The sequence below is a fragment of the Luteibacter sp. KNZ12-1A genome (genome assembly GCF_056755675.1).
This window is the reverse complement of record NZ_JBPGXU010000011.1, coordinates 24,769-46,284: the sequence shown is the minus strand read 5'-3', so window position 1 is coordinate 46,284 and position 21,516 is coordinate 24,769. Positions and strand designations below refer to the sequence as shown.

General features: G+C 65.1%; 21 protein-coding genes and 1 pseudogene. 5 read left to right on the top strand and 17 right to left on the bottom strand.

Annotated elements, in window-relative coordinates:
- Window positions 1–2 precede the first annotated feature (2 nt).
- From sufD to ACR9ZJ_RS04550, 5 genes are read right to left on the bottom strand one after another with little or no spacing between them, the layout of a single operon-like run.
- Window positions 3–1,325 carry a Fe-S cluster assembly protein SufD gene (sufD, locus tag ACR9ZJ_RS04570; protein WP_481287010.1) on the bottom strand — a complete coding sequence of 441 codons (1,323 nt, stop codon included), beginning with the start codon at window positions 1,323–1,325 and terminating at the stop codon, window positions 3–5.
- Window positions 1,322–2,107, bottom strand: coding sequence for a Fe-S cluster assembly ATPase SufC (gene sufC / locus ACR9ZJ_RS04565; protein WP_306852189.1), 786 nt, complete (start codon window positions 2,105–2,107; stop codon window positions 1,322–1,324). The genes sufD and sufC overlap by 4 nt, the downstream gene beginning before the upstream one ends.
- Window positions 2,108–2,128: 21 nt before the next feature.
- Window positions 2,129–2,536 (bottom strand): ACT domain-containing protein, encoded by a 408-nt coding sequence (locus ACR9ZJ_RS04560; protein WP_481281286.1) that lies wholly within the window; start codon window positions 2,534–2,536, stop codon window positions 2,129–2,131.
- A 2-nt stretch (window positions 2,537–2,538) separates the two neighbouring features.
- Window positions 2,539–3,999, bottom strand: coding sequence for a Fe-S cluster assembly protein SufB (sufB, locus tag ACR9ZJ_RS04555; RefSeq protein WP_481282718.1), 1,461 nt, complete (start codon window positions 3,997–3,999; stop codon window positions 2,539–2,541).
- 14 nt (window positions 4,000–4,013) lie between these two features.
- The gene (locus tag ACR9ZJ_RS04550) at window positions 4,014–4,466 is read right to left on the bottom strand and encodes an SUF system Fe-S cluster assembly regulator (protein ID WP_371025012.1); all 453 of its coding nucleotides are present in this window, start codon (window positions 4,464–4,466) and stop codon (window positions 4,014–4,016) included.
- A 332-nt stretch (window positions 4,467–4,798) separates the two neighbouring features.
- Between ACR9ZJ_RS04550 and ACR9ZJ_RS04545 the strand changes: the two genes are divergently transcribed.
- Together ACR9ZJ_RS04545 and ACR9ZJ_RS04540 are read left to right on the top strand one after the other, a co-directional pair.
- Complete coding sequence (locus ACR9ZJ_RS04545; RefSeq protein ID WP_448096670.1) at window positions 4,799–5,137, top strand: P-II family nitrogen regulator; 339 nt, start codon at window positions 4,799–4,801, stop codon at window positions 5,135–5,137.
- Complete coding sequence (locus tag ACR9ZJ_RS04540) at window positions 5,127–6,467, top strand: ammonium transporter (protein ID WP_481287009.1); 1,341 nt, start codon at window positions 5,127–5,129, stop codon at window positions 6,465–6,467. Before ACR9ZJ_RS04545 ends, ACR9ZJ_RS04540 begins: the two co-directional genes overlap by 11 nt.
- A 180-nt stretch (window positions 6,468–6,647) precedes the next feature.
- Here ACR9ZJ_RS04540 and ACR9ZJ_RS04535 read toward each other — a convergent pair whose 3' ends face one another.
- From ACR9ZJ_RS04535 to ACR9ZJ_RS04525, 3 genes are read right to left on the bottom strand one after another with little or no spacing between them, the layout of a single operon-like run.
- Window positions 6,648–7,139, bottom strand: coding sequence for a RidA family protein (locus ACR9ZJ_RS04535; protein WP_481287008.1), 492 nt, complete (start codon window positions 7,137–7,139; stop codon window positions 6,648–6,650).
- 3 nt (window positions 7,140–7,142) lie between these two features.
- Window positions 7,143–7,559, bottom strand: a complete 417-nt coding sequence (locus tag ACR9ZJ_RS04530; RefSeq protein ID WP_481287007.1) for a c-type cytochrome — start codon at window positions 7,557–7,559, stop codon at window positions 7,143–7,145.
- The gene (locus ACR9ZJ_RS04525; protein WP_481287006.1) at window positions 7,556–9,133 is read right to left on the bottom strand and encodes a flavin monoamine oxidase family protein; all 1,578 of its coding nucleotides are present in this window, start codon (window positions 9,131–9,133) and stop codon (window positions 7,556–7,558) included. Before ACR9ZJ_RS04525 ends, ACR9ZJ_RS04530 begins: the two co-directional genes overlap by 4 nt.
- 179 nt (window positions 9,134–9,312) lie before the next feature.
- Here ACR9ZJ_RS04525 and ACR9ZJ_RS04520 point away from each other — a divergent pair, with 179 nt between their 5' ends.
- Both ACR9ZJ_RS04520 and murU read left to right on the top strand, forming a co-directional pair.
- Window positions 9,313–10,323 (top strand): aminoglycoside phosphotransferase family protein, encoded by a 1,011-nt coding sequence (locus ACR9ZJ_RS04520; RefSeq protein ID WP_481287005.1) that lies wholly within the window; start codon window positions 9,313–9,315, stop codon window positions 10,321–10,323.
- Window positions 10,320–11,000, top strand: a complete 681-nt coding sequence (gene murU, locus ACR9ZJ_RS04515) for an N-acetylmuramate alpha-1-phosphate uridylyltransferase MurU (protein ID WP_481287004.1) — start codon at window positions 10,320–10,322, stop codon at window positions 10,998–11,000. The genes ACR9ZJ_RS04520 and murU overlap by 4 nt, the downstream gene beginning before the upstream one ends.
- Before the next feature lie 19 nt (window positions 11,001–11,019).
- On the opposite strand, the gene ACR9ZJ_RS04510 is transcribed toward murU, so the two are convergent.
- From ACR9ZJ_RS04510 to ACR9ZJ_RS04490, 5 genes and pseudogenes are all read right to left on the bottom strand, one after another.
- Window positions 11,020–11,244 carry a hypothetical protein gene (locus ACR9ZJ_RS04510; protein ID WP_429197837.1) on the bottom strand — a complete coding sequence of 75 codons (225 nt, stop codon included), beginning with the start codon at window positions 11,242–11,244 and terminating at the stop codon, window positions 11,020–11,022.
- A gap of 154 nt (window positions 11,245–11,398) precedes the next feature.
- Window positions 11,399–12,259: pseudogene (gene motB / locus ACR9ZJ_RS04505) on the bottom strand (flagellar motor protein MotB); the annotation flags it as partial.
- A 6-nt stretch (window positions 12,260–12,265) separates the two neighbouring features.
- Window positions 12,266–13,120 (bottom strand): flagellar motor stator protein MotA, encoded by an 855-nt coding sequence (gene motA / locus ACR9ZJ_RS04500; RefSeq protein ID WP_481281293.1) that lies wholly within the window; start codon window positions 13,118–13,120, stop codon window positions 12,266–12,268.
- Window positions 13,121–13,201: 81 nt separating this feature from the next.
- The gene (locus ACR9ZJ_RS04495) at window positions 13,202–14,515 is read right to left on the bottom strand and encodes a two-component system sensor histidine kinase NtrB (protein ID WP_481287003.1); all 1,314 of its coding nucleotides are present in this window, start codon (window positions 14,513–14,515) and stop codon (window positions 13,202–13,204) included.
- A 91-nt stretch (window positions 14,516–14,606) separates the two neighbouring features.
- Window positions 14,607–14,867 (bottom strand): hypothetical protein, encoded by a 261-nt coding sequence (locus ACR9ZJ_RS04490; RefSeq protein WP_481281295.1) that lies wholly within the window; start codon window positions 14,865–14,867, stop codon window positions 14,607–14,609.
- Window positions 14,868–15,069: 202 nt separating this feature from the next.
- Between ACR9ZJ_RS04490 and ACR9ZJ_RS04485 the strand changes: the two genes are divergently transcribed.
- Window positions 15,070–15,309, top strand: coding sequence for a hypothetical protein (locus tag ACR9ZJ_RS04485; RefSeq protein ID WP_481281296.1), 240 nt, complete (start codon window positions 15,070–15,072; stop codon window positions 15,307–15,309).
- A 1,629-nt stretch (window positions 15,310–16,938) separates the two neighbouring features.
- Here ACR9ZJ_RS04485 and secF read toward each other — a convergent pair.
- The 4 genes from secF to tgt form a co-directional block, all read right to left on the bottom strand.
- On the bottom strand, window positions 16,939–17,904 hold the full coding sequence (gene secF / locus ACR9ZJ_RS04480) for a protein translocase subunit SecF (RefSeq protein WP_481281297.1): 966 nt from the start codon (window positions 17,902–17,904) through the stop codon (window positions 16,939–16,941).
- 13 nt (window positions 17,905–17,917) lie between these two features.
- Window positions 17,918–19,792, bottom strand: coding sequence for a protein translocase subunit SecD (gene secD, locus ACR9ZJ_RS04475; protein WP_481287002.1), 1,875 nt, complete (start codon window positions 19,790–19,792; stop codon window positions 17,918–17,920).
- 61 nt (window positions 19,793–19,853) lie between these two features.
- Window positions 19,854–20,201, bottom strand: coding sequence for a preprotein translocase subunit YajC (yajC, locus tag ACR9ZJ_RS04470; protein ID WP_306852036.1), 348 nt, complete (start codon window positions 20,199–20,201; stop codon window positions 19,854–19,856).
- A gap of 177 nt (window positions 20,202–20,378) precedes the next feature.
- A complete protein-coding gene (gene tgt, locus ACR9ZJ_RS04465) occupies window positions 20,379–21,509 on the bottom strand; it encodes a tRNA guanosine(34) transglycosylase Tgt (RefSeq protein ID WP_481287001.1) in 1,131 nt (376 codons plus the stop codon).
- Window positions 21,510–21,516: the final 7 nt, after the last annotated feature.

Below are 21,516 nucleotides of genomic sequence, written 5' to 3'. Positions count from 1 at the left end.
ACTTATTCGGCGGCGAGGCTGGTCGGCAGGTGCGCGGCCAGCAGTTCGCCAAGATGCTCGCGCAGGGCCTCGTTCGGCAGCGATTCGAGCACGGCACGGCAAAACGCCAGCGTCAGCAGGCTGCGCGCCTGGACCAACGGGATACCGCGGGAGCGCAGGTAGAAAAGCGACCGTTCATCGAGCTGGCCGATGGTGGCGCCGTGGGCGGCCTTCACCTCGTCGGCATAGATCTCGAGTTCCGGCTTGGTGTCGATCTCGGCCTGCCCGGACAGCAGCAGGTTCTTGTTGCTGAGCGAGGCATCGGTGCCGTCGGCGCCCTCGGAGACCACGATCGCACCACGGAATACCCCGCGTGAGCGGCCGTCGGCGATACCGCGCCACAAGGCATCGGATGCGGTGTTCCTCGCGTTGTGCCGAATCTCCAGTTGCGTGTCGGCGTGCTGCCGGCCCGACAGGGCGAACACGCCGCGCGAATCGAAGCGTGCGCCGTCGCCCACCAGTTCGGCGTTCACCTCATGCCGGACGAGCGCGCCGCCCAGTTCGAGGGCATGCAAGGTCACCTCGGCCCGCGCGTCGAGGCGGACGTGACTGCGGCGAACCAGGGTGGTGGCGACCGAGGCGTCCTGAACCACGACGAGGCCCAGGCGTGCCCCTTCGCGGGCGACGACATCGGAGACCAGCGTACCGAGTTGCGTGGCGGCACCTGCCGAGACGAAGTGCTCGACGATTTCCGCACTCGCGTCTTTCCCGATTTCCACGAGCACGCGCACGTGCCAGGCGCTATCGCCCTGGACGCCGCTGGAGACATGCACGACATGCAACGGCTTGGCCAGGACGACGCCATCGGGTATCCGGAGCACGAGACCGTCGGTGGCCAATGCCGCATTCAGGTGGGCGAAGGCATCGGCGGCGGCGCGGCGGTAGCGGTTGGCCAATGCGAAGCGCAGGGGCTCGGCATGGGTGGACAACGCGCCGGACAACGGGGCCCATTCGACACCGTCGGTATCGAGCGAGGAAAGATCGGCGCGAAACGCACCGTCGACGAAGACGACACGGCCGCCGTCGACACCTGGCAAGGCATACAGCGCGGGATCGACGACGGTGGCAACGGCGGCGGTACGGTCGGCGAGCGCGAACCCTCGCTGCGACAGCGCACGCAGCGGCGTGTATTTCCACGCCTCGTCACGCCCCTCCGGCAGGCCGGTGGCAGCGAAGGCTTCGAGATTTTCCGCACGCGCGGCGTCGAGCCATGCGATGCCGGTCGAGGGAAGCGTGGCGGCAGCGTCCAGTGCCGCCCGCACGAACGGGGACGGCGCGTTGCTCATGCCGGCGCCCCGGCGAGGTCGGCCTTGCGCAGTTCCGGGTGCGTATCGGCGAGCCACGCGTAGCCCTGCTCTTCCAGCTTCAAGGCGAGGTTCTTGTCGCCGCTCTCGACGATGCGGCCACCGGCGAGCACATGGACGAAGTCCGGCTCGATATAGTCGAGCAGGCGCTGGTAGTGGGTCACGATCACGAACGAGCGGTCCGGCGAGCGCAAGGCGTTGACGCCCTCGGCCACCTGTTTCAGGGCATCGATGTCCAGGCCGGAATCGGTTTCGTCGAGGATGGCCAGCTTCGGTTCGAGCACGGCCATCTGGAAGATCTCGTTACGCTTCTTCTCGCCACCGGAGAACCCTTCGTTCACCGCCCGGTGGAGCAGTTCGTCGGAGATCTGCATCACCTTCAGCTTCTCGCGGACCAGCTTGAGGAAGCGCATGGAGTCCAGCTCGGCTTCGCCACGGAACTTCCGCTGCGCGTTGAGCGCGGCACGCAGGAAATAGGTGTTGTTCACGCCCGGGATCTCGACCGGATACTGGAAGGCCAGGAAGACGCCGACGGCGGCACGCTCTTCCGGTTCCAGCGCGAGAAGGTCGCGGCCGTCGAAGGTGACGGAGCCTTCGGTCACCTCGTAGCCATCGCGCCCCGCGAGCACATTACCGAGCGTGGACTTGCCCGCGCCGTTCGGCCCCATGATGGCGTGCACCTCGCCGGGCTTCACCGCGAGCGAAAGGCCTTTGAGGATCTCCTTGCCTTCGACGCGGGCATGGAGGTTGTCGATCTTGAGCATGTGCATGGCGGTGCTGTCCAATCAGGGCGTGAGGTGCGAGAGCGCGTCGAGCGCGTCGTCGCGGCGATCCCAGGGCACGAAGATGTGGTCGTGCAGGAACGCGGATACGGGGTTGCAGGGAATGCCGCGCCTGGCGAGCGCGGCGGATACGGCGGCCATCATGCCGACCGCGGTGAGGCTCGACTGCACGCGCAACGTGATGCGTGCCCAGAGCAGGCGGCCGCCCAGCGCATCGTCGCCATCGACATCCACGATCAGCGTCGTGCCCTCGGCCTCGCGGAACATCATGAGCGCGTCGGCCATGCGCGTCCTCGCCTTCTCGTGCGAGACATGGAGGAAGCGCTTGGGGATCGGGTCGATCTCGGGATCGAGCGCGGCGAGCAGCGCGCGCAGATCGGTCACGCCCGGTGCGGAACCGGCGATGCCCATCGTCAGCCCACCGCGCCTTCGAGGGAAACCTCGAGCAGCTTCTTGGCTTCGACGGCGAATTCCATCGGCAGTTCGCGGAACACCTGCTTGCAGAAACCGTCGACGATCATCGACACGGCGTCTTCCTCGCCGATGCCGCGCGAAAGGCAATAGAACAGCTGGTCGTCGGAAATTTTCGAGGTGGTGGCCTCGTGCTCGACGATCGCGTTCGGATTCTTCACTTCCATGTACGGGAAGGTATGCGCACCGCACTTCTTGCCGATGAGCAGGGAATCGCACTGGGTGTAGTTGCGCGCACCGTCCGCGCCCTTCTCGATCTTGACCAGCCCGCGATAGCTGTTCGAGCTGCGGCCGGCGCTGATGCCCTTGGCGACGATCTTCGACTTGGTGCCCTTGCCGATATGGATCATCTTGGTACCGGTATCGGCCTGCTGGCGGTGATGCGTGAGCGCCACGGAATAGAACTCGCCCACCGAGCGGTCGCCCCGAAGCACGCAGCTGGGATACTTCCAGGTGATCGCGGAACCGGTCTCCACCTGGGTCCAGGAGATCTTCGAATCGGCACCGCGGCAGTCGCCGCGCTTGGTCACGAAGTTGTAGATGCCGCCGACGCCGTTTTCGTCGCCGGGATACCAGTTCTGCACGGTGGAATACTTGATCTGGGCCCGCTCAAGCGCGACCAGCTCGACCACCGCCGCGTGCAGCTGGTTCTCGTCGCGCATGGGCGCGGTGCAGCCTTCCAGATACGACACATAGGCGTCGTCCTCGGCCACGATGAGCGTGCGCTCGAACTGCCCGGTGTTGATCGCGTTGATGCGGAAGTAGGTGGACAACTCCATCGGGCAACGCACGCCCTTGGGAATGAACACGAAGCTGCCGTCGGAGAACACGGCCGAGTTCAGCGCGGCGAAGTAGTTGTCGCCCGTGGGCACGACGCTGCCGAGGTATTGGCGCACGAGGTCGCCGTGCTCGCGGATCGCCTCGGACATCGAGCAGAAGATCACGCCGGCCTCGGCCAGTTCCTTGCGGAAGGTGGTGCCCACCGACACCGAGTCGAACACCGCATCCACGGCGATGCCGGCCAGCCTGGCCCGCTCGTGCAAGGGCACGCCGAGTTTCTCGTAGGTCTCGAGCAGCTTGGGGTCGACCTCGTCCAGCGACTTCGGACCGGCCTTCGGGGCCGAGTAGTAGCTGACCGCCTGGTAGTCGATCGGCGCGATGTCGAGCTTCGCCCAGTCGGGTTCGGGCATGGTCAGCCAGTGGCGATACGCGGCAAGGCGCCACTCGGTCATCCACTCGGGCTCCTGCTTGATCGCGGAGAGCTGGCGGACGATGTCCTCGCTCAGGCCGGGAGGCAGGCTGGTGGATTCGATGTCGGTGACGAAACCGGCTTCGTAGCGGCGATTGAGGGCCGCTTCGACTTCGGCGTTGTCGCGCACCGGTGCTGCCACGTCGCGTGTCATGTTCTCACTCTCGTTCATGCGTTTGCCTGTGCGGCCTGGGCCGCATCCTTCGCCGGCGCCACGGGGCGGCCGGCCAGCATCTGTGCAAGGGTCATGGAACGCAGCACGCCGTCGATGGCCCCGGAGACCGACCGCCAGCTGTCGCTGACACCGCACTGGGACTGCCGGTCGCAATGGCCCTGGGCCACGCTGCATTCGGTCATGCCGATCGGACCTTCCATCGCCTCGACGATGTCGGCGAGGCTGATCGCCTCGGCCGGACGGGCGAGGCGGTAACCGCCATTGACCCCACGAAACGACTCCACCAGCCCGGCATGGCCCAGCAGCTTCAGCAGCTTCGATACCGTGGGCAGCTCCAGGCGCGCCTCTTCGGCGATCTGGGCGGTGCTCAGAACGTCGGCGGGATGCGCGGCGATGCAGGTCATCACCACGGTCGCGTAATCGGTCAATCGGCTGACACGGAGCATGGGGAGGGGATGTCGTCAATACCGGACCAAAATGGTACTGATTTCTGCGCATCAGTGCAATGGCGAAGGAAACGGGCCCCGGTGGGAGCCGACCCTGTCGGCGATCCCGCGGCAGCGGGCCAAGTGATGGCAACACCCATCGCCGACAGGGTCGGCTCACACCAGGGCGCTTCCATGGTGCAATGCATCGCACCTCGATGGTGCGTCCGGGCGCCGCTCGCCTTACCGTCGCGGGCCGTTGCCGCGCCGCACAACGCCTGAAGGCACTCGCGCCCCACTGGCACGCATCCTGCTCTTCATCCGGCAGGCCAATCGAAGGGGAAGCGCGCTCCATGAAGTGGATCAACGCGATCATCAAGCCGTTCACGCTGGACGACGTCCGCGAAGCCCTCTCAGAGGTAGGAGTCCAGGGGATGACGGTCACCGAGGTGAAGGGCTTCGGCCGCCAGCACGGCCACACGGAGCTGTATCGCGGCGCCGAGTACGTCGTGGACTTCCTGCCGAAGCTGAAGATCGAGATCGCCGTCACCGACGAACAGTTGGAGCGCGCGATCGAGGCGATCACCACCGCCGCCCGCACGGGCAAGATCGGCGACGGCAAGATCTTCGTCATCGACCTGGAACAGGCCATTCGTATCCGCACCCAGGAGGTCGACGCCGATGCGCTCTGATGTGATCCGCAAGGCCCTCGCTCCGGCGCTGGTTGCCGCCCTCCTCCTCCCCTGTGGCGCCCTCGCCCAGGCGGCCGCCGCTCCGGCGAAGCTCGATTCCGGCGACACCGCCTGGATGCTCACCGCCACGATGCTCGTGCTGCTGATGACCATTCCGGGCCTGGCCCTGTTCTACGGCGGCATGGTCCGCGCGAAGAACCTGCTCTCCGTACTGATGCAGTGCTTCGCCATCACCGCGCTGGTCACCGTCCTGTGGGTGGTCTACGGCTATTCGGTGGCGTTCGACAACACCGGCATGACCGCGGGAACGACCAACCTGCATTCCTTCGTCGGTGGGCTGGGCCACGCCATGCTGGCCGGGCTCAAGCCCGACAGCCTCTACAACACGATTCCGGAAGCGGTCTTCGTGATGTTCCAGATGACCTTCGCGATCATCACGCCGGCACTCATCGTCGGCGCGATCGCGGAACGCATGAAATTCTCCGCGCTGCTCGTGTTCACCGCGCTGTGGTTCACGCTGGTCTACCTGCCGGTCGCGCACATGGTGTGGGGCGGCCCGGGTTCTTTCCTGGGCGACCTCGGCGTGCTCGACTTCGCCGGCGGCACCGTGGTGCACATCAACGCGGGCATCGCGGGCCTCGTGGGATGTCTCGTGATCGGAAAGCGCCGCGGCTATCCCTCAACACCGATGCCACCGCACAACCTCGGCTATACGCTGGTTGGCGCGAGCATGCTCTGGCTCGGCTGGTTCGGTTTCAATGCCGGCTCCGCGGTCGCGGCCAACGGCAGCGCCGGCATGGCGATGCTGGTGACGCAGATCGCGACGGCGGCCGCGGCGATCGGCTGGACCGCCATCGAGTGGATCACCCATCGCCGCCCCAGCGTGCTCGGCATCGCCTCCGGCGCCGTCGCCGGACTCGTCGCCATCACGCCCGCCGCCGGTACCTGTGGCCCCGGTGCGGCGCTGGTGCTCGGCCTCGTCGCGGGTATCGTCTGTTTCTTCTGTGCCACGCGCCTCAAGCGCAGCTTCGGCTACGACGACTCGCTCGATGTCTTCGGCGTCCACGCCATCGCCGGCATCATCGGCGCGTTGCTCACCGGGCCGTTCGCGGCACCCGCGCTGGGCGGGTTCGGTACCGTGACGGACCTCGGCCTGCAGTTGTGGATCCAGTTCAAGGGCGTGGCCTTCACCGTCGTGTACAGCGCCGTGCTGAGCTACGCCATCTTCAAGGGCATCGCCGTGACGATGGGCCTGCGTGTCGACGAGGAACAGGAACAGGTGGGCCTGGATATCGCGCTGCACGAGGAGCGGGGTTACAACTTGTCTTGAGCTGGCGCACTGACCGGGCCCCCACCCAGGGTGGGTGGGATAGGCAGTCCCACCTTCGGGTGGGTAGGCAATCCCACCTTCGGGTGGGAAGCGGCCTTGGCCGCGAATGGGGGTTCGGCGAGAACCGTTCGCGCGCCAGCGCGCTTCCCACCCTTTCCACTCTTCTCAATCAAGTGGGGGCTATGGGCGGACGGCGGTGACTTCGATTTCGACGAGGAAGTTCGGGCTCGCCAATGCGGCCACCTGCATCGCCGAGCGCGATGGCAGGTTCGGTTGCGCCGCGGTACCGAAGAATTGCGTATAGCCCGCCATGAACCCGGCGAAATCCATCTTGCCGCCCTTGGCGGGATCGCCGACCAGGAAGACCTGCATCTTCACGACGTCGCCCATCGACAAACCCATGCCCTTCAGCTGCTTCTCGATCGAGGTCAGCACGCCGACGGTCTGCGTCTTCGTGTCGCCATAGGCCTGCGGGCTGTCCTTCGGTGCGTTCGCATCGGCCACGGGGGGCACGACGCCGCTCAGGAAGACGAGGGTCTTGCCCGCTGGGATTTCCACCGCGGCGGAAATGGGAAACGTGCTGTTCGGAATCTTGTGCCGTACGACATCGGCGGCGAGCGCGGGCGTGGTGGCGGCGACCAGCAGCGATGCGATCAGGGTTGGCTTGAACATGGGTCAGTTGTCCTCGTCGGTGGGAGCGGCAGGGGGACGGAACGCCTTCACGTCATCGGGCTTCAAGGTGTCCGAATAGGCGTTGCCGAAGTGGCTGCGCACATAGTTGACCACGTCCGCCACCTGGGCGTCCGTCAACAAGGGGCCGAAGGCCGGCATGGCGCCACGGCCATTCATCACCATCACGACAGGATAAGCCGCCGACGCGAGCTTCGGGTTGTTCGCCAGCGCCGGATAATGGCCCGCGCCGACGGCACCCTTCGCGTCCGCCATATGGCAGCCCTGGCAGATGTGCGTGAAGATCTGCTGGCCGGTGGCATGCGAGGCCTCCTTGGCATCGATGAAATCGGCATCGGTCTTTTGCGCCAGGGCGAGGCCGGGCGACACGAGCAACGCGATCGCGAGGATGATCGTTTTCATGCGTGGCCTCCGGCCCGTGCCCGCTGGTGCAAGGCGTCGATCGCGGAAAGCGACGAAAGGATGGCGCCCTCCTGCCAGGCCGGCAGGTACGACGCGTGCTCACCCGCCAGGACGATGCGGCCGTCCATGGAGCAGATGTCCGCGTAGTGTTTTTCGCGCGCGGCATCGGTCCACCAGCCGAAACAGCCGAGGGTGAACGGGGAACGGTGCCAGGCCACGGCCATGCCGTTCTCGAATGCCGCGGTGTATTGCGGATGGATTCGGGCGCCATATTCGACGGCCTTGCGGATACGCGCGGCGGGGTCGAGCGACGTGAACTCGTAGGCTTCGGTGAAGAACGTGTACGAGCCGAGCAGCACGCCTTTCTTCGTGCCGATGCCGTGGCTCGGGTAGGAGATCATCCCGATGGGAAGATCGGTGGCCGTGATGCCACCGTAGATCGCCTCGTCTTCTTCCCAGAACCGCCGCTTGAACTGCAAGCCGATCTTCGATGACGCCATGTACGGCACGGCGGATATCGCCGCCGCCTTTGCGGCGGATACCTGGACGGGAATCTGGCTGAGGATGGACAGGGGAATCGTGCACACGCACCAGTCGGCTTTCGCCTGTCGCGGCGAACCGGGCGCGTTGGTGTCCTCGTAGGTCACCGTCACGCCGTGGTCGTCCTGGGCGATGCCGGTGACCTTCGCGTTGTAGCGGATCACGTTGCCGCCGATCTCGCGCACGAAGGCCTTGCCGATCGCATCCATGCCGCCCACGGGCTGCATCATCGTGGTCTGGTATTCGTAGAGTTCGCTCATGCCCAGCGCCTTCCACAAGCGGGCGTTGAGCATGTCGGAAAGGCCGACCGGCGTGGAGAACACCGGCTTGCCATCGGGGCCACCTCCAGCGTCCTTCGCATAGCCGCGGTGCTCACTGCTTTCGCGGCCGGCGGCATAACGGAACTGGCGGTCGAGCCCACCGAAATCTCGCATCGCCTCGAGCAGGATCTCGCGATCCTCGCGGCTCACCAGGTCGTCCAGCCGGCCCTTCCCCGTCGCCTTTGCAAGCAGTTCGGCCACGCCGCCGTGGAAATCCGCCTGCACCTCGCGCAGGCGCTGCGGCTTGCCACCGAATGCGTTCTTCCCATGGATGTAGGCGTTGTGATTCACCTGCACGAAGGGTTCGAGCGGCACGCCGAACCTTCGGCAGTAATCGAGCACGCCGTGGTGGTGGTACGGAATCCTCCACGGCCCGGGATTGAAGTATTGCCCTTCGTCGAAGCGGCAGACCTGCTGGTGGCCGCCGAGTTCGGTGTAGACATCGCCCCCGCGGAGCGTCCAGTTACGCCCGCCCGGCCTCGCGTTGTATTCGAGAACCTGCACCGTGTAACCGGCCTTGCCCAGTTCGTAGGCGGCGACGAGGCCCGCCAGGCCCGCGCCCAGTACCAGCACGTTGCCACGTCCGGTGCCTTGCAATGGCGGTGGCCGCCGGTAAGGGGACTCGGCGGCGAAACCGAGGTTGGTCATCGCCTGGTACATGAGAGCGCCGCCACCGGCGATACCGATCATCCGCAGGAGATCGCGTCGCGTCATGGACGCGCTTCCACAGTCGTTTTCCACCTACCCGTCCCCCGATAGAAACCCCTGGGCTCCTAGATAACCACACGCTGCAGTGCACCACAAGAATCGGATGATATGCACCATGAAGGTGCTATGACAGCGCGCGGCAAAGGCTCTAAGCTGACCGGCGGTATCGTCCTCGCAGAATGTCCATGACCGCCTCCGACCGCTCCACCACCCGCCTCGCCTGGGCCCGACATGTCACGGGCGACGCCACGCTCGCACTCGAACCCGCCTCCGCCGACGCGAGCTTTCGCAGCTATTGGCGCGGCCATGTCGACGGCCAGCCGGTGATCGTGATGGATTCGCCGCCGGAGAAGGAAAACCCCGCGCCCTGGGTGGAGATCGGCGAGCGCCTCGCACGCGCCGGCCTGCACGTACCGAAAGTGATGGTGGCCGATCTCGAACAGGGTTTCCTGCTCATCGAGGACCTCGGTACGCGCACCTATCTTCCGGAACTGAACGACGCGAGCGTGGATGCGTTATACGGCGATGCGCTGGATGCGCTGCTACGCATGCAAGCGCACGTCGATACACAGGGCCTGCCCTCCTTCGACCATGCCTGGCAGACCATGGAACTGGAGATCATGCCTTCCTGGTTCCTGGAGAGACACCTGGGCGTGACGCTAGCGTGCGGCGAATGGGACGTCGTGGAGAACGCATTCACGGCCATCATGCATGTCATCGCGGAACAACCGCGTGCTTTCATGCATCGCGACTATCACAGCCGCAACCTGCTGGTCACCGAGGAACGGTCGCCTGGCATCATCGATTTCCAGGGCGCGATGTCGGGGCCGATCACCTACGACCTCGCTTCGCTCCTGCGCGATGCATACATCGTCTGGGACAACGAGCGCGTCGAAGGCTGGGTCGAGGCCTACCGCCTGCGCCTGCTCGACGCGCGGCTGCTGGACGAGACCGTCGACACCGACCGTTTCCGCCGGTGGTTCGATCTCACCGGACTGCAACGCCACATCAAGATCCTCGGCCTGTTCTGCCGGCTCTGCTATCGCGACGGGAAGCCGGGTTACCTCAACGACCTTCCACGGGTTCTCCGCTACGTGCTCGATACCGCGCGACGCCATGCCGACACCGCGCCGCTGGCCGACCTCATCGAGGCGATGGTCGGCGACCGCGACCTGCGCAGGGCGGTGAACGCATGAGGCACGCGTTGATCCTCGCCGCAGGCCTGGGCGAACGCATGCGTCCGCTCACGGAGCACACTCCCAAGCCCTTGCTCGACGTGAACGGCAAGCCGCTCATCGTGCACCATATCGAGAAGCTCGCCGCGGCGGACGTGCGTTACATCGTCATCAATACCTCGCACCTCGCCGAGCGCTTCCCGGAAGCGCTCGGCGACGGATCGCGCTGGGGCGTGCGCCTGCGCTATTCGTACGAGGGACCCGTGCCGCTGGAAACTGGCGGCGGCATGCTCAAGGCGTTGCCTCTACTGGGCCCCGAGCCCTTCATCGTGGTGAGCGCGGATATCTGGAGCGACATCGACTACGCCGCGCTTCCCCGCGAGCCGCAGGGCCTGGCGCACCTTGTGATGGTCCCGAATCCCGACTTCCACCCCCACGGCGATTTCGCCCTGGCGGAGGGACGACTTCATGAAGGCGACGGTCCGGCGGGTGCGGAGCGCCTCACCTTTGGCAACGTAGGGGTGTACCGGCGCGAGATCGTCGAAGGAGAAGCACCGGGACGATTCAAGCTGTTGCCGATGTATCGGCGCGCCATCGCCGCCGGAACCCTCACCGGCGAACGGCATGACGGCTTCTGGCGTAACGTGGGCACGCCGGCGCAACTGGATGAACTGCGCCACGTGCTTACGACAGCCTAGCGGTTACTGGACCTAGCGGCTACTGGACCGTATCGACGCCGAGTTCGCGCAATCGTTCGTGGCCGAGGGCGAACGCTTCGTTGAATGCGCTCGTGATGTCGACGAAATCGTTCGTGCCGGTGCTGGCTTCGATTTCCTCGCCGATGTGGTCGAGAATCCGGTAACTGCTGCGGTAGACCTGCTCACCGGCGTTGTCGTATTTCACCGCCTTGGCCACCACTCTGTACTTACTGTGATTTTCCACTGCGCTTCCCTCCCCTATGCGTTGATACTGCCGGGGTAACATGACCGTTGCAAGCGACTTCGACAGCGGAATGGGTTCAGCGTTCCCGTTCACCTCAGCCGGCCGAATGCGGATTGGGCACCGCGGGCAGGCTGGGCTCCGTGGCCACATCCGACGAAAGCGCCGCCCGCGCCGCTTCGCGTGTCATCACCACGATACTGATGCGCCGATTGCTCGCCGCCGCGGGGTTCGCCTTGTCGAACGGCACGGAAGCGGCCAGGCCCACCACACGTGCGACCTTGTCCGGCTGCATGCCGCCCTCGATCAGGGTGCGGCGCGCGGCGTTGGCGCGGTCGGCGGAGAGTTCCCAGTTGCCATAGGCGCTGTCCGCGCGGATATACGGCGCGCTGTCCGTATGGCCCGAGATGCTGATCTGGTTCGGAACCTGGTTCACGAAACCAGCCAGCTCATGCAGGATCTGCACGGTATAGGATTTCAGCGCGCCGCTACCCGTATCGAACATCGGCCGGTTCTGCCTGTCGACGATCTGGATGCGTAGTCCTTCCGAGGTGATGTCGAGCAGGAGCTGATCCTTGTAGGGGGCCATCGCCTGGCTCTTGGCGATCGCTTCGTTCAGGTCCTTCATGAGCTGTTCGAGGCGACGCTTTTCCTGCGCCTTGGCCAGCTTCTCCACCTCGGTCTCCGCCGGCTTGGTGAAGGCCTGCTGGTCGCCCGGGCCCTTGGGCAGCTCCAGTGCGCCACCCAGCTTGATCATGCTGGTGCTGGCCCCGCCCGGCCCCATCTTGCCCGACGGCGCCATGGTCGACTGGCCCTGGGTCATGCTCGGGTTCTTGAAGTATTCCGAGATGGCGGCGCGCTGCTGCTTGGTGCCCGCGCCGACCAGCCACATGACCAGGAAGAACGCCATCATCGCGGTGACGAAGTCCGCGTAGGCGACTTTCCAGACGCCGCCGTGATGGGCATGGCCGCCCTTTCTCCGTCTGCGGACGACGATGATCTGCTTCAGGTCGCTCATGGTGGCTTACCGAACGGCCTTGAGGTGCGCCTCGAGGTCCTGGAAGGTCGGCCGGGAACCCGACTGCAACGACTTGCGCGCGAACTCGACCGACACCATCGGGTTGTAGCCGCGCAGGTTTGCAAGCAAGGCCACCTTCACGCATTCGAACGCCTTGCCGTCGGTGCCCACGCGCGCTTCCATCGCCGCCGCCAGCGGGCCGACGAAGCCATAGGACAGCAGGATGCCGAGGAAGGTACCGACCAGCGCCCCCGCGATATGCTGGCCGATGACGACGGCATCGCCGTCGATCGACTTCATGGTGATGACGATGCCGAGCACGGCAGCGACGATGCCGAAGCCGGGCAGCGCGTCGGCCATCTTCTGCACCGCCAATGCCGGTACCAGCGCCTCGTGGTGATGCGTTTCCAACTCGACGTCGAGCAATTGCTCCAGCTCATGCGGGTCCATGCTGCCGCCCACGATGAGGCGCAGGCAGTCGGTGATGAAATCGATGAGGTGGTGCTCGGCGATCAGCCGCGGATACGCACCGAACAACGAGCTGTTCGCCGGGTCCTCGATATGCGCTTCCATGCCCAGCTGCCCCTCCTTGCGCATCTTCACGAAGATGTCGTACAGCAGCGACAGGAGGTCCACGTAGTCCTGCCTGCGGTACTTCGGCCCCTTGAACAGGGCGACGGTATCGCGGCCTGCCGCCTTGACGACATCCATCGAATTGCTGCTGATGAAGGCGCCGAACGCCGCGCCGAAAATGATGAGCAACTCGTAGGGCTGCCACAGCGCGGCCATCTCGCCGTGCGAGAGAACATAGCCGCCCAGCACGGAGACCAGGACGATAATCGAACCGATGATGACCAACATGACTTCACTTCCTCCCAGTCCCTTGCTGTATCGGCCGATCCATCGGCAAATTGAGGAACGCGGTCACGTTTTTCGCAGGTTTCAATCGTCCAGGGCGAAGGGGCCGGGATAGCGTGGGAAAACCAGGCGGATGCGCGTTCCGACGCCGGTCTCGCTCTCGATCTCGATCGCCCCGCCCGCTTGCGCCACCATCCCGTAGACCTGGGCGAGGCCAAGACCGGAACCGCCCTCCTTGGTGGTGAAGTAGGGCTCGAACAGGCGCTGGCGCACTTCCTCGACCATGCCACCGCCGGTATCCGCCACGCTCACGAAGACCTGGCGCAAGCCGCCGGCTTCGTGGGCGAGCCCGGGCAGGCGATCGTCGCCGACGCGCTCGCCGACCTCCATCACGATGTTCCCGAAGCCGCCCATCGCGTCTCGCGCGTTCAGGCACACATTCATCAACGCCTGCTCCACGCCGTGGCGATCCAGCCACACCGGCAAGGCGCCCGGCTGACGCAACACCTCGATGCCCACGCGGCCACCCAGGCCATGCCGGGCGAAGTCCGCGAAAGCCACGACCAGGTCGCCGAGGTCGACCGCCTCCGGCTGGGCGTACTGGTTGCGCGCGAAGGCCAGCAAGCGCCGGGTCAATGCCGTGGCGTGCCGCGCTCCCTCCACCGCATAGGTGATCATCCGGCGGTGCCGGGGCGACAGTTCATCCGAGTCGTCCTGCAAGCCAGAAAGGCTGACGATCACCGTCTGCAACATGTTGTTGAAGTCGTGGGCGACTCCGCTCACCAGCTGGCCGATGGCCTGCTGCTTCTGGGCCTGGCGCGAGCCCGCCTCGGCGAGGTCGCGCGCGCGGTTGGCCAGGTCCAGTTGTTCGCGGACGCCGGCGAGCCGGTTTTCGGCGTCGCGCCTCGCCCCATGCTCGGTCTCCAACCGTTCCAGCAAGGTGCCGTACTGCGTCGTGGCCGAGACCGACCGCGCCACGGTCTCGTTGAGCCGATCCTGGAGCAACTCGATGATGGCTTCCAGAGCCGCCTGGAGTTCCACGCGCTCGGTAACGTCCCGACTGATGACGATGAAGTGGTCCAGGACATCATCGGCCACGACCGGGGCAACCATGACCTCCCACCATCGGGAAGGCCCGTCTCCGGTCCGGCGCGCACCGACGAAGTCGACCCTTTCACCCGCGCAGGCCCGGTCCAACACACCGGCGACCATGTCGCGCGCCTCCAGGGGCCACAGGTCGAGCCAGCGCATCCCGACCAGCCGATCGGTACCTTCGGGAGCCAACGCGGCGCAACCCAGGCCCGCCACGAAGCGGATGACGCCATCGCGGTCCAGTTCCTTCATGCAGTCGGAGGATGCCTCGACGAACTGCCGGTAGCGCCCATTCCCTTCGCTCATGTTATGTCGCCACCCTTCGTCGCCCCGCTGGTATCACGCGCTGCGTGACGGCTCGCTGTCAAGCCGGACAAGCGCCAGGGAGTCATGGGGGTCACACGTCGTCGTCGAAACCGGTCTCGCCCTCGGCGAACACGGGCGCTCCGTCCTCTTCGACACCCAGGACGAGGCTCAACGCCTTCTCCGCCGCGGCGGCGGCACTGTCCTCGTCACGGAAGCTGCGGTTCTCGTAGACGGCGAAATAGCTCGGAAAGGTGCCATCGGCCGGGTGCGCGGACAGGAGCGCGGTGTACCGGGAGCCCTCGCGGGTGGCGCCGCTACGTAGTGTGAAGCCGGGAAATTCGCGTTCTGCCATGGATCGGACCTCGAAGGGAAACGAAAGTCTAGCGTAGCCGGGCGCTTGCCAACGCTCTTGCATGGAACTCCTTATGAGTCAAGGAATTCGTTCAGGAAATCGGCACTTGCTCCCAGGGAAGTTTGTAGGGTATTTCCTACAACAAGCGCCTCACATATCGATGCACGAGGGCGCGATTCAGGGGAAACAGGGGCATAGCAGTATGAACGTCACCACCGCCACGTCGCCGTCGCGGCGCCTTGCGTGGACCGTCGCCACCGTACTCGCGCTCGCCGGCATCGTCGGCCTGGCGCTCGCACCACGGGTGGCGCTCGCCATCCCGCGTACGGCGATCCAGATGGTCTACGCATGGCTCTGCGCGTCGCTCGTGGGCTCCGCCTACGTCGTGGTCACATTGGCCAACGACGCGGAAGGCGCCACCGAGGATAGCGACGATTTCTGATCTCAGGGATGGGGTGCGACCAGGAAAAGAGCCCGCCAACGCGGGCTCTTTTTTTGGGCTCGCCCAGCCCTGGCGGGAACCGACCCTGTCGGCGATCCCGCGACAGCGGGGCTTTTCTTTTGCGGGCTCGGCTTCGCCCTCGCGCTCGTTGTGTGCGTGGCGGGGGAGCTGCCGGGCGCCACCCTCGACACAAGAGTGGGTTGGAGGAAAGAGCAACGCTCGCCTGCCGCACCTGGGTGGGAAGCGGGCTGGCCCGCCGAGTCTTCGACCTCTACGTGGCGAAAGAAGCGTTGCACTGATCGGGCGAGACTTTCCACCGCTCGCTCGGCTGCGACTTCAGGCGCTAAGGGGCACGGTCAGCCGGCAGTGTGCAAGTCACAGTAAATGCCTCGGGGAAGCTTCCGCTGCCATTCGCCGTGGCCACTTTTACCTTCGTCTTCTCCGGACCGGGATCCTGGATCCTGGAAAACGTGGAATCGTTCTCCCTGTTCACAACGGCACACTCCGGTACCGAAGGGAACGGAGCAGTGAATGTCAGCGTATATACGAAAGCAAATGTGGGGTCCACTTTCACCGATGCGATCCAGCGCGCCCCCTTTTCTATCTTTCCATCCTTGCTTATATCCGCAATCCAAGTCCCGCCTGGAGGCACCGACACGACGGTACCCTGATCGGACTGGGCATGACCAGACATGGTGATAAGACTTCCCAAGTAAAGCATTGACCTTGCAAATCCCAGTCGAGCTTTACGAATCATGATGACGACCTCCTTGCCGTTTGGTTGAACTATATGCTCCAACGAGGGCGCGTCAATCCGGCACTTGGAACCGTGGCACGGTATCGGCGCGAGCGATCGAAAATCCTATCTCACTTGCCGCTAAAGACGACAGATTTCACAGTTCCTCCAAGGCTTCGGCGATTAGATCGTCGGCAGCATCGGGGTCGGATTTGCAAGGACGGCGATGCAATCGACAGCAAAGTCTCGACTGAACTTGTCGCGCCATCCGACAGGACGAACTGACAAGGAGCCAAAAAAGCGCCCCTCGAATCGCGAGGCGGGTTTTTCCGATGTTCGACGAGTATCAGTCACCTACCTTACGGCCGACGCTCCAGCGCCGGATCTTCCTTCCGGACAATTAGTCGTAAAGCGCAATGGAAAGGAGTACGCCCGCTATCCACAAACTTTTACCCAAATCCCAACCATCGCGAAACTCATCCCACCGAGAACCGAAAGCCACATTAGCTTTCGAAGCTTGCACCGCAGAATACCGGCCAAGCGTGTGAGGCGTCTGGCGCGCGGCGATCTTTGCTCTTTCCCGCCACCCCACCGCGGTCTTGGCCGAGCTGCCGGGCGCCCCCTCGGCGCGACATGAGGCGCCGAGGATGGGCGGGCGGACAAGGCCCGCAGGGGATCGGCCTGGACGGCCGATCGTTTTCGCTGAGGCAGGAGCCGAATCGAAAACCCCCGCCCGACCGTCCGAGCCCGAAGGGGCGCCAGCCATCAGACATGGCCGCGCAGCGGCCTTCCTTCCCCAAGGGACGGCGCCGCCTGGCGCGCCGAGGGGGGCGCCCGGCGGCTCCCCCGTACCGCACACAGCGAATGCGAGGGCGAAGCCGAGCCGGCCTACCTTACGGCCGGCGCTCCAGCGCCGGATCTTCCTTCGTGACCGGCATGAGGTCCTTCTTCGATACGCCCAGCCAGAGCAGGATGGGGCTGGCGACGAAGATCGAGGACAGCGTGCCGACCAGGATGCCGATCAGCATCGTGATGGCGAAGCCGTGCACGACCGGGCCACCGATGAAGAACAGCGCGGCCATGGTGATGCCGGTGAACAGCGAAGTGATGATCGTGCGCGACAACGTGCTGTTGATCGAGCGGTTGAGCACTTCTTCCGGCGTGGCGTTGCGGCTGGAGCGGAACAGTTCGCGGACGCGATCGAAGACGACGACCTTGTCGTTGATCGAGTAACCGACCACCGCCAGCACGGATGCGAGCACGGTCAGGTCGAACTCGCGCTGGGTAAGCGCGAAGATGCCGAGGGTCACCAGGACGTCGTGGATTTCCGTCGCGAGCGCAGCGATCGCGAATCGCTTCTCGAAGCGGATCCACAGGTATCCCATGATGCCGACGATGACGAAGATCACCGCGACGATGCCGTCGCTGCGCAATTCCTCGCCGACCTGGGGGCCGACGAACGATTTGCTCTTCATCGCGACGTCGGGACGGGACTCCTTCAGCGCCGCCATGATGTCGTTCGCCACCTTCGTGGCCGCCTCGTCGTTGGTGAGGTTGCCGGCGGCGGCGACGTCGCCCTTCGGCTGGAGGCGGATGGTGAACTCGCGGGCGCCGCCGACGGCCTGCACGAGCGGGTTCTCCAGGTGCGCCTTCTCAAGTGCCGAGCGGACATCGGCAGGATCCACCGGCGTCTTGTACTCCACCTGGACCGCCACGCCACCGAGGAAGTCCTGCCCGTAGTTGAAACCACGGGTCATGATCAGGGCGATCGAGCCAACCATGAGCAGCACGGCGAGGCCGATGCTGAACTTGCGCAGGCCGAGGAAGTTGAAGTTCGAGTTGTGGTTGAAGATTTCCATGGCGTCCCTCCCGTCAGACCGACAGGGTCTTGAGCTTGCGGCCGCCGTGGATCAGCGCCGTGATGGCATGGGTCACCGTCACCGATGTGAACATCGAGGTCAGGATACCGATGAACAGCGTGACGCCGAAGCCCTTGATCGGGCCCGAGCCCATGGTCATGAGGCCGAGCGCCGCGAGCAGATGGGTGACGTTGGCGTCCAGGATGGTCGCCCACGCCTTGTCGTAACCGGTGCGGATGGCGGCCAGCGGCGACGAGCCGTTGCGCAGTTCCTCGCGGATGCGTTCGCAGATCAGCACGTTGGCGTCGATCGCCATGCCGAGGGTGAGCACGATACCCGCGATGCCCGGCATCGTCAGCGTGACGCCGATCATCGACATCACGGCGACCAGCAGCACGAGGTTGAAGAACAGCGCGATGTCGGCGACCAGGCCGAACAACTTGTAGTAGATGGCCGCCGCGACCAGGACGAGGCCGAGACCGAGCATCACCGCCTTGAAGCCCTTGTCGATGTTATCGGCGCCGAGGCTGGGACCGATCACGCTCTCGCCGACGATGTCGACCGGCGCGGCGAGCGAGCCGCCGCGGAGCAACAACGCGAGTTCCGATGCCTCGGTATCGCTGGGCAGGCCGTTGGTCGAGAACTGCTTGCCGAACGGCGAGCTGATGTTGGCGTAGTTGATCACTTCCTCGGTGATCTTCGGCGTCTTCACTTCCTTGCCGTCGACCATCTTGGTCTCGACCGTGCGCGTGATGTAGAGCACCGCCATCGGCTTGCCGACGTTGTCGTTGGTGAACTCCTGCATCTTGCGGGCACCGGCGCTGTTCAGCGTGACGCTGACGTTCGGCGTGCCGTTCTGCTGGTCGCGGCCGGACACGGCGCTGGTGAGTTCGTCACCCTTGGCGATGACCTTCTTGCTGAGCAGGTAGGGGCGTCCGTCGCGGCCGTAGTAGAGCTTGGCGTCGGGCGGGACGCTGCCCGAGCGCGCGGCATCCACGGCCTGCTGCGGCGTATACAGGCCCGCACGGTATTCGAGGGTCGCCGTGGCACCGATCAGCTTCTTGGCCTCGGCGGTGTCCTGCACGCCGGCGAGTTCGACGATGATCTGGTTCGCACCCTGCTGCTGGATGAGCGGCTCGGACACGCCCAGCGCGTTCACGCGTTGGCGCAACGTGGTGACGTTCTGGGTGATCGTGCTCTGCGCCAGTTCACGCAGCTTGGCTGGCTTCACCGTGGCATTGAGGATGTAGCGGTTACCCGTGGCCGGGCCGTCGGCGACGGTGAGATCGGGGTAATCCGTGGCGATGAGGGACGCCGCCTGCTGGCGATCGGCATCCGAGCGCAGCACCACGCTGACGCCCTGCCCGCGTGCGTTGCGGTTCACGGCGTCGTAGGAGACGTTCTTGTCGCGCAGCAACGAACGGATATCGTCGGCGTAGCGGGTTTCCTGCGCATCGATCACGGCGTTCTGATCCACTTCCATGAGGAAGTGCACGCCGCCCTGCAGGTCGAGGCCCAGTGGCATCGAGTTCGCATTGATGGCGCGCAGCCACGAAGGGACCGTCGAGGCGAGGTTCAGCGCCACCGTGTAGTTGTCGCCGAGCCCCGCGCGCAGCGCATCGGACGCCTTGGCCTGTGCATCGACATTGCCGAAGCGGGCCAGCAGGCGCGTGGCCTTCGCATCGATCTCGATCGACGACGGCGGCACCTTGGCCGCGGCAAGCACGCCCTCGACCTTTGTCTTCAGCGAAGCGTCGACCGCGGAGCCACGATTGCCCGAGATCTGCACGGCGGGCTGCGGCGGGAAGACGTTCGGCAACGCGTACACGATGCCGAACAGCAACACGATCACGACCAGCGCGTACTTCCAGCGTGGAAAATCACTCATGCCTTACATTCCATGAAAGCGGCCGTGCCGGCCGCGGCTGACGCTATGGCGGTTGGAAGCCTTACGACTTCTTCAGGCTGCCCTTCGGCAGCACCTGGGTGATCGAGCCCTTCTGCACCTGGACGACGGTGCCCGGGGCGATCTCGACGCGGACGAACGACTCGCCCACCTCTTCGATGCGGCCGGCCAGACCGCCACCCATGACCACCTCGTCGCCCTTGGCGAGGGCGGCCAGCAGCGCGCGATGCTCCTTCTGCCGCTTCATCTGCGGGCGGATCATCATGAAATAGAAGATGCCGAACAGCACCGCCATCATGATCAGCGGCGAAAAGCCCAGGGCGCCCTGAGGGGCGGCTCCGGCGGCGGGAGCGGTGGCCTGTGCAATGGCGGCGAACGTCGGAAGGCTCATCGGATTTCTCGCAAGTCATGGAACAGCCAAGGAAAAGCGGCCGTTCACGGAAAAAGATCGTGGATTATGCCACGCACCCCGGCGGTTATGTACCGCGCCGCGCCAAGGTTCGGGGCGCGGGACGCCTACGCCCCGCCAAGGCTTTGGGGGCGCGCCAGGGCGCCCGCAAGGGGCAAGTCAGCCGTCGACCTCGGCTTTGCGCCTGGCCGCATAGAACCCGGCGACGAAATCCTCCAGCCCGCCCGCCTCGATCGCCCCACGCAGCCCGGCCATCAGCCGCTGGTAGTGGCGCAGGTTGTGCATCGTGGCCAGCTGGCTGCCGAGGATCTCGTTGCAGCGGTCCAGATGACGCAGGTAGGCCCGGGAGAAGCCGTTGGCGCAGGCATAGCAGTCGCAGCCCTCCTCGATCACCCGGGCATCCATGGCGAACTTGGCGTTGCGGATACGCAGCGTACCCCCGGCGGTGAACAAGAAGCCGTTGCGGGCGTTGCGCGTCGGCATGACGCAGTCGAACATGTCCACGCCACGGCGCACCGCTTCCACGATATCTTCCGGCCGGCCCACCCCCATCAGGTAACGCGGGCGATCCTTCGGCAGCATGGGCAGGGTGAAGTCCAGCGTATGGTTGCGCTCGGCCTCCGGCTCACCCACGGCGAGACCGCCAACGGCGTAACCGTCGAAGCCGATCTCGATCAGTCGTTCGGCGGAACGCTGGCGAAGATTCTCAAACGTGCTGCCCTGGACGATGCCGAACAGCGCGTTGGGGTTCTTGAGGTCGCCGAAGGCCTGTCGTGACCGCTCGGCCCAGCGCAGGCTCAGCTCCATGGAATCGGAAGCGACCTTTTCCGTGGCCGGATAGGGGGTGCACTCGTCGAAGATCATGGCGATGTCGGAATCCAGCACCTTCTGGATACGCATCGATTCCTCGGGCGAGAGAAACACCTTCGAGCCATCCACGGGGGAGGCGAACGTGACGCCTTCTTCGGTGATCTTGCGCTTATGTGCAAGCGAAAAGACCTGAAACCCGCCCGAATCGGTAAGGATCGGCTTGTCCCAGCCGATGAACCTGTGCAAGCCGCCGAACTCGCCGACGATGTCCAGGCCCGGCCGGAGGAACAGGTGGAAGGTGTTGCCGAGGATGATCTCCGCGCCGATGTCGATGACATCGCGCGGGGTCATGGCCTTCACGGAGCCATAGGTACCCACGGGCATGAAGGCGGGCGTTTCGACGGTGCCACGGCCGAAGCGGAGACGGCCGCGCCGCGCCGCGCCATCGGTGGCGAGGAGTTCGAAGGGGAGCTGGGTCATCCGCCTA